At 37.7% G+C, this 12,581-nt stretch carries 11 protein-coding genes and 1 pseudogene; all 12 read left to right on the top strand.

Features of this window, described 5'->3' with window-relative positions; genetic code table 11:
- The first annotated feature begins 108 nt into the window (after nt 1-108).
- The 12 genes and pseudogenes from prsW to AC4G3L_RS03085 all read left to right on the top strand — a co-directional run bounded on the left by prsW (nt 109) and on the right by AC4G3L_RS03085 (nt 12,338).
- Nucleotides 109-789, top strand: coding sequence for a glutamic-type intramembrane protease PrsW (gene prsW / locus AC4G3L_RS03140; RefSeq protein ID WP_491075519.1), 681 nt, complete (start codon nt 109-111; stop codon nt 787-789).
- A 447-nt stretch (nt 790-1,236) separates the two neighbouring features.
- The gene (gene sleB / locus AC4G3L_RS03135) at nt 1,237-2,082 is read left to right on the top strand and encodes a spore cortex-lytic enzyme (RefSeq protein ID WP_491075518.1); all 846 of its coding nucleotides are present in this window, start codon (nt 1,237-1,239) and stop codon (nt 2,080-2,082) included.
- Nucleotides 2,083-2,092: 10 nt separating this feature from the next.
- Nucleotides 2,093-3,454, top strand: coding sequence for a germination protein YpeB (ypeB, locus tag AC4G3L_RS03130; RefSeq protein ID WP_491075517.1), 1,362 nt, complete (start codon nt 2,093-2,095; stop codon nt 3,452-3,454).
- A gap of 121 nt (nt 3,455-3,575) precedes the next feature.
- Nucleotides 3,576-4,235 carry a flagellar brake protein gene (locus tag AC4G3L_RS03125; RefSeq protein ID WP_491075516.1) on the top strand — a complete coding sequence of 220 codons (660 nt, stop codon included), beginning with the start codon at nt 3,576-3,578 and terminating at the stop codon, nt 4,233-4,235.
- Between the two features lie 47 nt (nt 4,236-4,282).
- Nucleotides 4,283-4,462 carry a DUF5359 family protein gene (locus AC4G3L_RS03120; protein WP_491075515.1) on the top strand — a complete coding sequence of 60 codons (180 nt, stop codon included), beginning with the start codon at nt 4,283-4,285 and terminating at the stop codon, nt 4,460-4,462.
- A gap of 130 nt (nt 4,463-4,592) precedes the next feature.
- The gene (gene cmk / locus AC4G3L_RS03115) at nt 4,593-5,273 is read left to right on the top strand and encodes a (d)CMP kinase (protein ID WP_491075514.1); all 681 of its coding nucleotides are present in this window, start codon (nt 4,593-4,595) and stop codon (nt 5,271-5,273) included.
- Nucleotides 5,270-5,851 carry a lysophospholipid acyltransferase family protein gene (locus tag AC4G3L_RS03110; RefSeq protein WP_491075513.1) on the top strand — a complete coding sequence of 194 codons (582 nt, stop codon included), beginning with the start codon at nt 5,270-5,272 and terminating at the stop codon, nt 5,849-5,851. Before cmk ends, AC4G3L_RS03110 begins: the two co-directional genes overlap by 4 nt.
- A 141-nt stretch (nt 5,852-5,992) precedes the next feature.
- Complete coding sequence (gene rpsA / locus AC4G3L_RS03105) at nt 5,993-7,132, top strand: 30S ribosomal protein S1 (protein WP_491075512.1); 1,140 nt, start codon at nt 5,993-5,995, stop codon at nt 7,130-7,132.
- Between the two features lie 335 nt (nt 7,133-7,467).
- Nucleotides 7,468-8,224: pseudogene (locus AC4G3L_RS03100) on the top strand (transposase).
- An 806-nt stretch (nt 8,225-9,030) separates the two neighbouring features.
- The gene (locus tag AC4G3L_RS03095; protein WP_491075511.1) at nt 9,031-9,657 is read left to right on the top strand and encodes a YphA family membrane protein; all 627 of its coding nucleotides are present in this window, start codon (nt 9,031-9,033) and stop codon (nt 9,655-9,657) included.
- Between the two features lie 314 nt (nt 9,658-9,971).
- Entirely contained in the window at nt 9,972-11,282 is a 1,311-nt protein-coding gene (der, locus tag AC4G3L_RS03090) for a ribosome biogenesis GTPase Der (protein ID WP_491075510.1), read from the top strand.
- Nucleotides 11,283-11,303: 21 nt separating this feature from the next.
- Nucleotides 11,304-12,338, top strand: a complete 1,035-nt coding sequence (locus tag AC4G3L_RS03085) for an NAD(P)H-dependent glycerol-3-phosphate dehydrogenase (protein ID WP_491075509.1) — start codon at nt 11,304-11,306, stop codon at nt 12,336-12,338.
- Nucleotides 12,339-12,581 lie beyond the last annotated feature (243 nt).

Raw genomic sequence — 12,581 nt, 5'->3', positions numbered from 1 at the left:
TTAACTTTCTTACAAGAACCTCTTAAAATGACGAGAATTCTTGATTTTCTTTTTTTTTCGTCCATGTTACGATTGAAGGAAGAAAGAGTAAAAAAGAGAGGGTAATCCATGTTAAATATATTAACGGCAGGTGTCGCACCGGGTTTAGCCCTGCTAATTTATTTTTACTTGAAAGATCAATATAATACTGAACCTGTATCTGTTGTATTAAAAGCCTTTATCTACGGTGCCTTATTCGTCATCCCTGTTATGTTTATTCAATATGTTATTCAGGCAGAAGGAGTGTTTCTTTCTGTGTGGGCGGATGCATTTTTTGAAAAGGGTATGGTCGAGGAACTGATAAAATGGGCCTTGTTTATGTTCTTGATTTATGGTCATATTGATTTTGATGAACCATATGATGGAATTGTTTATGGGGTTTCCATTTCACTGGGTTTTGCAACATTGGAAAATATCCTCTACTTATTTTCGAACGGGCTTGAATATGCATGGGGAAGAGCAATGTTTCCTGTTTCAAGCCATGGATTGTTTGGTGTCATCATGGGCTTCTATTTTGGGAAAGCCAAATTCCAAACACATCCCCGTCTAAAAATTACTTATATACTGACAGCGTTATTCATTCCAATCGCCTTACATGGTTCCTTTAACTATATTTTGATGGAGCAGGAAAAATGGTATATCTATTTAATTCCATTTATGTTTGGTCTTTGGGGGCTCGGCCTATGGAAAGTGAAAAAGGCCAGAATATTAACAGAGAAAGCTTTTAAACAATCCTTTGAATCAGTTTGATATCGTTAATCAAGAAAACAAACTCAGAGAAACTAAATCTACCTGCCTTTTGAAAGGTCAGCTGATTTTATCCGGGTTTGTTTTTTTTATTTTGTCCATATAAATAAAGTTCTTGAAATTACTCACGATTGTTCCCATTCTTTTGATATGATTCCTGAAAGAAATGATTTTAACACCTCCGTTTTATGTTATGCCATCTACCGATTCTCTTGCTTTCGTCTCCCTAGTTCAAAGATGAAGGTTAATTCCTCGGCGTTCAATATGTATATCCAACCTACTGCTATTTATTAAAATGCCTGATTCCTTTTGTTTTCAGATTGACCTTAAAAATAGATGGAACAATTATTGTCTGAATCCTATGATAGCTAGTTTTAAGGTGAACTGAATATTTTGCAGGTGTTTGCAAAAACTACCCTTACTGTCATTAATTCTACAGGAGGGCATGAAATGAAGGGATTAGCAAGAAAGTTAGTATCCTTTTTAGTAATTGGCTGTTTTTTAGTCTTCTCACCAATGTTTACTATAAAGACTGAAGCATTTACCAACCAGGTGATTCAAAGGGGAGCCATTGGGGATGATGTCATTGAATTACAAGCTCGTCTTCAAAATATTGGCTATTATCATGGGAAAATTGATGGAGTTTTTGGGTGGGGAACTTACTGGGCATTACGTAATTTCCAGGAGAAATTTGGACTCCCTGTTGATGGTTTAGGAGGGGCAAAAACAAAAAGTAAACTCGTCAGTGCATCGAATTACAATGCTTCCTGGGTCAAGCAGCAAATTAATTCAGGAAAAGAGTTTACCTACTATCAGGGTACGCCTATTGAAAACCAAGTTAAACAATCAACATCTAGTAAAAAATCAACTGGTACAGCGAATGAAAAAAATACGGCGACAAATAAGACAAGTGGGACAGCCACCAATATACCGGCGGGATTTTCAGAAAGTGATATCAAGTTAATGGCGAACGCGGTTTATGGAGAGGCAAGAGGTGAACCATATGAGGGCCAGGTAGCGGTTGCAGCCGTTATCTTAAATAGAGTTCAAAGTTCGTCGTTCCCAAATACGGTTTCTGGGGTAATATTTCAGGCGGGGGCTTTTACGGCGGTTGCTGATGGACAAATCTGGCTTGAGCCTAATGATAAAGCAAGAAACGCTGTTATAGATGCGATGAATGGATGGGATCCGACTGGAGAAGCTGAATATTATTTTAACCCGGAAACAGCTACGAGTTCATGGATTTGGGGACGTCCACAAATAAAAAAAATCGGCAAGCATATATTCTGCAACTGAGGTGAACGTAATGTTAAAAAATATCGTGATTGCTGTATTGGTAATCGGTTTAGCCGGAACAGCATACTGGGCATACCAGGATCATCAAGAGAAAATAGCTATCATGAATCAACACGAAAATAATTATCAACGTGCCTTTAATGACCTAAACTATCAAATAGATGTTTTAAATGATAAAATCGGGACCACATTGGCTATGGATACAAAAGATTCTTTGTCACCTGCATTGGCTGAGGTTTGGAGATTAACAAATGAAGCGCATAATAATGTGGGCCAATTGCCCTTAACTTTAATGCCATTTCATGAAACTGAAAAATTTTTAACAAATATCGGTGATTTTGCCTATAAGACAGCTGTGCGGGATTTGGATAAAAGCCCTTTATCTGATGAGGAATATAATACGCTAAAATCTTTATATAGCGATGCAACAACTATAAGAGATGAACTAAGAGGTGTACAAAGCAAAATCATTAATAATGATTTACGGTGGATGGACGTGGAAACAGCTTTGGCGGATACTAACGATGACAGTCAAAAGGATAACCAAGTCATTGATGGGCTTAAAACCATGGAGAAAAATGTTAAGTCCTTTGGACAAAAGAGTGAATATGGCCCCACATTCACATCTCTACAAGAAAAAGATATCAATTATAAAAATTTACCTGGAAAAGAAATAACCCGTAAGGAAGCGATTGAACGGGCAAAGAAATATACGGGTGTTTCCAATGTGAAAACGGCAAATGTAACTGAAAACAAGGATGGTTCAAAATATGATTTTTACCATGTTAATCTTAAAGAAGCGTCTTCGGGTGATACGATTGGAATTGATCTTACCAAGAAAGGTGGTTATCCAATCTATATTATTAATGACCGCCAGGTATCTGATGCTAAACTAAGCTTAAACGATGGTTATAAGAAAGCCCTTCAATATTTGAATAAGATGGGTTTTGAGAATATGGAATTATTTGAGAGCACGCAATACAGTGATGTTGGTGTTTATACATTTGTGACAGTTAAAAATCAAGTGAGAATTTATCCTGAAGCGGTCCGTATTAAAGTAGCACTGGATAATGGGGATATTATCGGTTTGGGATCTGAGGATTATCTTCAAAATCTTAATAAAGAAAGAAAAGTGAGCAAACCAACTATAACAGAAAAAGAAGCTGAGGAGAAACTCAGTGGAAAAGTAAAAATCATGGAGAAAAGGCTTGCTGTTATCACAAATAATTTATATGAAGATGTCTTGTGCTATGAGTTTATGGGAACGGTTGGAAATGATACGTTCCGAATCTTTATTAACGCAGAGAACGGTCATGAAGAAAAAGTCGAAAAAATGCATGAAGCCAGTAAAGTATACGATAAGGTATCCTAATAAAAATAATATGGGAAAAGGCAGAAAACAGCCTTTTCCTTTTTTGTATTCTCTGTCATAATGGTACATAAGTCCTTGTTTGGAATATTCTTACACACGGCGGAGGGGAAACATTTTTATTATGCTTACAATCGGAATGACCATAATTCTTGAAAAAAGCGAATCTGATCAACCGGAAACATATAGATGCAGATTGATGGATATAAGAGAAGGGGTTCTTTATATTGACTACCCTGTTAATATACATACGAATAGAATAGATTATTTAATAAATGGAACGCATCTAAAAGGAACATTCGTAGGAAAAGATCAAAATACCTATATGTTTACTACTAAAATTGAGGGGAGAGTCAGGGAAAATATCCCACTGCTCCTTTTAAATTATCCGGGCGATGAATCTTTACAGAAAATCCAGCGCAGAGAATACGTGCGCGTTAGTTTATCTGCAAATGTAAATGTCGAACCTATAAATGATGAATTTGAGCCATTTACGGCACTTACCACGGATATAAGTGCGGGCGGAGCGGCAATCACAGTTCCTCAGAATATCAAGATAAATACTCAAACAAACTTATTATTGCATTTTATTTTTGAAATGAAAAATAGAGACGTACATGAATTGCCGATCCAGGTAAAAGTGAAAAGAATAGTCGATGTCTATAATAATAGAAAAAAAGTATCTGTTGAATTCGTAGATGTTACAGAAACAGATAGACAAATTTTGCTGCGTTATTGTTTTGAGAGACAGTTGGAGAAAAGAAACCGGGTTATGGTGGATTAAAAATATATTACAGGGGCAAACTCTTATGTAAGAGGAGGTTGTTCCAGGTGAAGACGATTGAACGATTTATTAAGAAAATGGTCCTCATACAACTTTTATTTTTATTATTTTTTCAGCTTGTTTTTCACCGTGAACATACCTTTACGCAATGGAAATCACTCGTGAGATATGAAGGAGTTCTCGAAAATAATTATACTGAGATAGTGGAAACTATTTCAAATAAATAAATAGGCAGTATTCTTAAGACAAAGTCATGACTGCTTTGTCTCGTTTTTTTTACGTTTATTAATTCTTTATATAAAGGAAAGCTGTGTTAAAATAGTCATGAAAACTTTTGTATACAACAAGGAGGAACCAATGAATAAAAAATTATCTATTGCTATTGATGGCCCTGCTGCTGCAGGTAAAAGCACAGTAGCGAAAATCATTGCAAGAAGGTTAACATACATATATATAGATACCGGTGCAATGTACAGAGCTCTTACCTATAAGGCATTAAAAAATGAAATAGACCCCAATGATGGGTCAGCTCTTTTTGATTTATTAATGTCGACTGATATCCAACTACAGAATAATGAACATGGCCAGGATGTATTGGTCGATGGAGTGATCGTAACTGATGATATCAGAACACCGAATGTGACTAGAAATGTTTCTGCTGTTTCTCAACATAAATTGGTTCGAGAAGAAATGGTTCGACGCCAGCAGGACCTGTCTGAACAAGGCGGCGTTGTCATGGATGGACGTGACATTGGTACTCAGGTTATGCCAAATGCCGAGGTCAAAATATTTTTGCTTGCAAGCGTGGATGAGCGGGCTAAGAGAAGACATGATGAAAATCTATCAAAAGGGTTTGAATCTGATATAGAGCAATTAAAACTTGATATTGCAGCCAGAGATAAATTTGATTCCGAAAGAGAAGTATCTCCTTTGAAAAAGGCAGCAGATGCAATTGAACTTGATACAACAAGCCTTTCAATTGATGATGTTGTAGATGCTATTATGAAAATAGCGGAAGAGAAAGGAGTATATGAATGACATTTTATAGATTCGCCAGGGGCGTTGTTAAGGTCGCTCTAACTCCATTGTACCGTGTTACAGTATCAGGGAAAGAACATATACCTGAAACAGGTGGTGTTTTATTATGCTCTAATCATATAAGTGAATTAGATCCCCCTGTTGTAGGGATGTCTTGCCCACGGGATGTACATTTTATTGCAAAAGAAGAGCTGTTTAATTTGCCTGTTCTTAATAAAATTTTGCCGCATGTTCATGCAATACCGATTAAAAGAGGTATGAGTGATCGTAATGCATTGCGAAAGGGGTTGGGTACCCTAAAAGATGGACATGTGCTGGGTTTATTCCCGGAAGGTACTCGCAGCAGAACAGGAGAATTAGGCGAGGGTCTGGCAGGTGCTGGTTTTTTTGCGTTGAGAACGGATGCCCAAGTGATCCCATGTGCAGTAATTGGTACTTATAAGCCATTTTCTAAAACAAGAGTGGTTTTTGGACCGCCGATAGCAATGGAGGGATTTCGCAGTAAGAAAGCCTCCCCTGAAGAAGTGACAAAAGTCATAATGGCAAAGATAAAAGAGCTAATTGATCAAAACCGATAAATTTCCCGCTTGACAAATAGTGGAAAGTATAAGAAGTTAGAAAAAAGGAATTATTTTGAATATTGTTTAATAATCGTTCAAAAGTGGTATTGAATATAAATTGAAAACTATTTGAAGCCGTGATTGTTAGGAGGAGTACATATGACAGAGGATATGAAAAATATTGATGTTACTGAATTTAATGTTGGCCAACGAGTGCAAGGGGTTGTATCTAAGGTTGAAGAAAAACAAGTTGTCATTGAAGTTAAAGATAGCAAACATGACGGTATTGTCCCAATCAGTGAACTCTCCAGTTTACACGTCGAAAAGGCATCAGATGTAGTGAAAGAAGGAGATGAGCTTGAGTTTGAGATTATTAAAGTCGAAGATGAAGCTCTGATTCTATCAAAAAGAAAAGTGGATGCGGAAAAAGCTTGGGGAGATTTGATTATTTCATTTGAAAAAGGTGAAATTATTGAAACCGAGGTTAAAGACGTCGTTAAAGGCGGACTTGTGGTTGACTTGGGAGTGCGCGGATTTGTGCCAGCTTCACTTGTCGAAGATTATTTCGTAGAGGATTTTTCTGATTATAAAGGCAAAACGTTAGCGTTTAAGATTGTAGAACTCGAACAGGAGAAAAATCGGTTAATCCTTTCACACAGAGATGTTGTTCGTGATGAAAAAGAAAAGAAAAAAATGGGAGTGCTCGAAACTTTACAAGCTGGTCAAGTTCTGGAAGGAACAGTTCAACGACTTACAGATTTCGGTGCATTTGTAGATATTGGCGGTATTGACGGCTTGGTCCATGTTTCCCAACTTTCTCATGAACATGTGGACAAGCCATCTGATGTCATCTCAGAAGGAGATACTGTCAAAGTGAAGATTTTATCCATTGACCGTGACAGTGAAAGAGTATCCTTATCGATTAAAGAAACATTGCCTGGACCATGGTCAGATATTACTGACAAAGCTAAAAAAGGCAGTGTTCTTGAAGGAACAGTTAAACGGCTCGTATCTTATGGTGCGTTTGTAGAGGTGTATCCAGGTGTAGAAGGTTTGGTGCATATCTCTCAAATTTCCCATAAACACATCGGCACTCCGCATGAGGTTTTATCCGAAGGGGATGTTATTAATGTTAAAGTACTTGATGTGAATGAGGATGAACACAGATTATCTCTCAGCATCAAGGAACTGGAGGAAAACGCGGCTGCCGAAATGGAAAACTACGTAATGCCTGAAGAATCGAAGGGTTTCCAATTGGGTGAAATGATTGGTGAACAATTAAAGAATTTGAAAAAATAATGTTGCGGCGGACCAATAAGGTCCGCCTCAGACTGTAGACAAATCCCTTAATTTTTTAGGGGCCTTGTCTACAGTTTTTTTGTCTTGGATATTCTTTCCTATTCGGTTAACGCTATTTTCTACAGAATGGGCTCGCTTTCCGCGGGCAAGCATCAAGCCTCCTCGCGCTCTGCGCTGCGGGGTCTCGATATGCTTGTTTTTCCCGCAGGAGTCTCTCCCATTCTGCAGAAAATAGGATACTGCTTCATATATGAGTTTCCACGGTATAAGACAGAAATTCTCTGTGTTTTTTTGTATACTATAGGTAACTATTATTTACCAGGGTGATGATGAGAATGTTAACCAAACATACGCAAATGAATCGTGAACAGGTAGAGATGATCACGTTAGAACACCTTGTTCCGGAAAACCACTTGGTTCGTAAAGTGGAAGCCGCCATCGATTTTTCGTTCATCTATCCACTTGTCGAGGATAAATATTCTGCGGAACGTGGTCGCCCAAGTATCGATCCGGTCGTATTAATTAAAATGACGTTCATTCAATATATGTTCGGCATTCGGTCTATGCGTAAAACCATTGAGGAGATTGAAACCAACCTGGCCTATCGTTAGTTTCTTAGATTTGGATTCCATAATAAGGTTCCTCACTTCTCTACCTTCGGTAAAAACTATGAACGCCGATTTTAGGATACGGATTTATTTGAACAGATTTTCTATCAGATTTTAAAACAGACAGCTGACAAGAAATTAATCAGTAGTGAACATGTATTTGTTGATTCGACTCATGTAAAAGTCAGTGCGAGGGCAGTCCACTTCTTTCTCAGTGTACACAAAGTCAAAATCATTAGAAATTCATTCACCGTCATGTGTGGGGAGACTATATGGAAGAGGCCGAACATCCTCGTCACACTGATGAGAATAAAATGATATATGCCAACAAACGCAAAAAACGATTGAACGTGTCTTTGCGGATGCGAAAGAAAAGCATGGAATGCGATCGACGACTTTAAGGGGACTTAAAAAATTGTCCATGCAGGCGATGCTTACTTTCGCCGCCATGAACTTGAAGAAGAAGGCCAATTGGACGTGGTAAAGTACAAAAATGGAATAGAGAAGGATCGGTCTATCCCTTCGTGAAAAAGTAAAAAAAATAAAGAAGGAATTCAGAACTGGGCTCCTATAGAGCCATTCTGAATTCCTTTTGTCTACAATCTGCGAGGCTAGGACATAAGTATTTCAGTCAATGATAAATCCGAACTATTAGGTGATATTTTAATAAATATTTCGCCTAATAGCTCGGATTTTATTTGTTTTCAATAGGTTGGTTACTACTGTATACCATTATTAAGCTTAGTGGAATTTCGCTGCAGCCACCGACTCCTGCGGGAAGTAGAGGAAAGGCTGAGACCTGAGCAAGGCGTAGCCGAGGAGGTTAAAGCCCTCCTCCCCGCGGAAAGCAAGTAGAGTAAGCGCGCAATGGAACGAACTTTTCTTCCAACTTCACTCTTTAATAAGTAACAAAGCCGATAAATTAGATATCATTCGTCTTTTCAGGGTCGTTTATAAGTTATGTGCCAGCCTCTTTTGTTTTTACATAAATTGATTGAAAAATCAACCTTTGAGATTATCTTGTATTCATGGAAGGGATTAGGCAACCTATGTAAATGACTGATTATGTAGTAAATAAATCGATCTACACCCTGAATTAGCTCTTTCTGTAGTTTACATACTATCGTTTGAATTTCTCTCCTTGTCATGGCTACCCTCCCTCAAGGTAATTATCCACCCATTCTTTCTGACCTCAATAAGGCTTCAGAGCAGTCGTACGAGTAAAAATTTCCCGAAATTAGATTTGTTTAAAAAAATAGAAAGTTGGCATACTGGCTAAGGGAGGTTTTTATGCATGAAGGTTATTTATTTTTTGGATTGATGTGGCTTGGTTGTTGGTACTTTGTTTTTATTTCAGATGAAACGATTGAAGTAAGACGCAGAGGGTTGATTAGGCAATTAGGGGGTATTTGCTTTGCCGGACTTTCAATCCATGTGTTTTTAATGGATGTTAATTTATTTATCTTTGCAGGTCTCCTTTGGTCTGTCTATCAATGGAGTAATTGGACTAATAAAGAACTACTCAAAGGTGCTGCAGCGAGTATTTGTATAACGATCGCTCTTATTTGTATAAGAATTTTTGCGATTCTCTATCCGGTATGGTTTATAGTAAACTGGATTTTTGTTGCTGCTCCATTGTTGGTTAGCCTCAGTATAAGCTTAATTCACGCCACCAAACGAGTCAGTATTTTAAATAGTGGGATTATTTTTGGAGAAGCGATGTTTTCAGTTATTATATATATGCAAGGATTCCCTATCAAGGATATCGTATCCTTTGAATCACTCGACCTTTTGTTGCTTACGCTTACGATTACTTTCTTTTTTGATAGAGCTCAATTACATTATGCAGGGAGAATGTCAAAGAGGAAGATTTTTCATCAGCAACAGATAGGGTTAAAAGGAAAGGGAATCAGGTAATAAAGGTAATAATTTTTTTTATTAAGCTGATTTTATGAAGAAAAGGTATTAGAATTAATCTTCTAATACAAGTAATGAAAACGGCAAAAAAGAGAAATATCCCATTTATGTTCAAATTTTAAGCTAATATTGGAGATAAATATTACGGAAGAGTTGTTACTTTGCCAAACGTTTGCTATCATAATATAGTTAGACCCTTCTTTATGATTAAGAAGGGTTCTTTTTTCATAGTATATAAATACATTAAACATGCTAACAATTCAGTGAAACATAAAACAGGAATGTAGCTAGGATAGATGAAAGGGTGAACGACCATGCCAAAACCAGTTGTAGCCATAGTGGGCAGGCCGAACGTAGGTAAATCTACAATTTTCAATCGAATTGTAGGGGAAAGAATATCGATCGTAGAAGATGTAGCCGGAGTAACCAGAGATAGAATTTATAGTTCCGGTGATTGGTTAAATCATGAATTTAATATTATTGATACAGGTGGTATTGATATAGGGGACGAACCTTTTCTGGAACAAATTCGTCAACAGGCAGAGATTGCGATTGATGAAGCAGATGTCATTATCTTTATGACGAGTGGCAGAGAAGGATTAACTTCAGCTGATGAGGAAGTAGCAAAAATCCTCTATCGCTCAAAAAAACCGGTGGTAGTAGCTGTAAATAAAGTGGATAACTTTGAAATGCGTAATCTAATTTATGATTTTTATGCATTGGGATTTGGGGAACCCATTCCTATTTCAGGTTCTCATGGAATAGGAATCGGAGATTTGTTAGATGCCGTTGTACAGAGTTTCCCTGATCATCAAGCACCTGATTATGATGAAGATGTTATTAAATTCAGCTTGATTGGTAGACCAAATGTAGGGAAGTCTTCACTAGTTAATGCTATTTTAGGTGAAGAGCGCGTTATTGTAAGTAATATAGCAGGTACCACTAGGGACGCTGTCGATTCCCCTTATAAATATAATGGCGACGATTATGTCATTATTGATACCGCAGGAATGCGGAAAAAAGGAAAGGTGTACGAGAGCACAGAGAAATACAGTGTATTACGTGCTTTACGGGCTATTGAACGCTCGGATGTTGTCCTCGTCGTTCTCGATGGTGAAGAAGGAATTATTGAGCAGGATAAAAAAATTGCCGGATATGCCCATCAGGCAGGACGAGCTATTGTCATTGTTGTGAACAAATGGGATGCAGTTGAGAAAGATGATAAAACTATGAAGAAATTTGAAGAGAAAATCAGAGCTGAATTCCAGTTCCTAGACTATGCTCCGATTGTCTTCTTATCTGCGAAAACGAAGCAACGTATTCATACCTTGCTCCCAATGATTAATATGACCAGCGAAAACCACGCACAGCGTGTTCAAACGAATGTGCTGAATGATGTTATAATGGATGCAATAGCGATGAATCCAACGCCGACCCATAATGGTAAAAGGCTAAAAGTATACTATGCTACACAAGTAGCAGTCAAACCGCCATCCTTTGTTGTCTTTGTTAATGATCCGGAATTAATGCATTTCTCGTATGAGCGTTTCTTAGAAAATAAAATTAGAGATGCATTTGGATTTGAAGGAACACCTATAAAAATATTTTCCAGATTACGTAAATAATTTTTTTAGGGAGTGGAGTTTATGCAACAAACAGTCACCATTTTAGGAGCAGGTTCATGGGGAACGGCACTTGGAATTGTCCTTGCGGATAACGGACACACCGTGAAAATATGGGGACATGAGGTAGCTCATGTCAATGAAATCAATCGTGAACAGGCGAATATTCGATATTTACCTGATGTGAAACTGCCTTCTGCTATTAAGGCTTATCATGATTTGGAAGAGGCCCTGTCTGGCTCGGAAGTTATTGTTTTTGCTATACCGACTAAAGCAATTCGTGAAGTAGCCCGCAAGGTTAAGGCTATTGTCAATGATAAAGTGACAATGGTGCATGTTAGTAAAGGAATAGAACCAGATAGCCTAATGCGTATTTCCGAGATGCTTGAAGAAGAAATCTCTGATATCACAAGAGATATTATTGTTCTTTCCGGACCTAGCCATGCTGAAGAAGTTAGCAGAAGGATTCCTACGACTGTAACGGTAGCTTCTAAAAATATGGAGGCAGCAGTGCGTATACAGGATTTATTTATGAACCAAAATTTCCGTGTTTATACAAACCAGGATTTAGTTGGTGTAGAGATTGGTGGGGCTTTGAAAAATATTATTGCCTTGGCGGCTGGGATTACGGATGGCCTTGGTTATGGAGATAATGCCAAGGCAGCTTTAATGACTCGCGGCCTTGCAGAAATTACGCGACTTGGTGTAAAGATGGGTGCAAATCCATTAACGTTCCTGGGATTAACAGGTATTGGCGATCTCATTGTTACATGTACAAGCGTCCATTCAAGAAACTGGCGTGCTGGTAACTTGCTTGGGAAAGGCAAAAATCTGGATGAGGTTCTTGAAAGTATGGGAATGGTTGTTGAAGGCGTTAGAACGACGAAGGCGGCATATCAATTATCAGAAAAATACCAAGTTAAGATGCCAATCGCATCTGCTTTGTACGGTGTCCTGTTTAATGGCAAGGATATTAAAACCGAGGTAGATGAACTAATGACAAGAAGCAAGAAACACGAAATGGAAGACTTAACGGATATGATGGTTAACAATCAATAATCCGTTAAATTGTTATAAAAATAGGCATTTGTTACTTGCTGAGATGTACAGTTAAACATAGTATATTAAATGACTGAACCAGCAAATAACCAGTCTTAAGTCCATATATTTAGTCCAAGATGGAAGTTTGGGTACAGGATACCTAAGCTTCCGTTTTTGTTTTCTTTCCGGTATATTATGGGTTATAATAGCAAAGGTTGAAAAAATACCATTATTTATAAAAAGATGGTATCATAATTGTCG

The organism is Bacillus sp. z33, from assembly GCF_058313615.1.
Note: the sequence above shows the minus strand (reverse complement) of the source record. Positions and strands in the feature narration are given on the sequence as shown.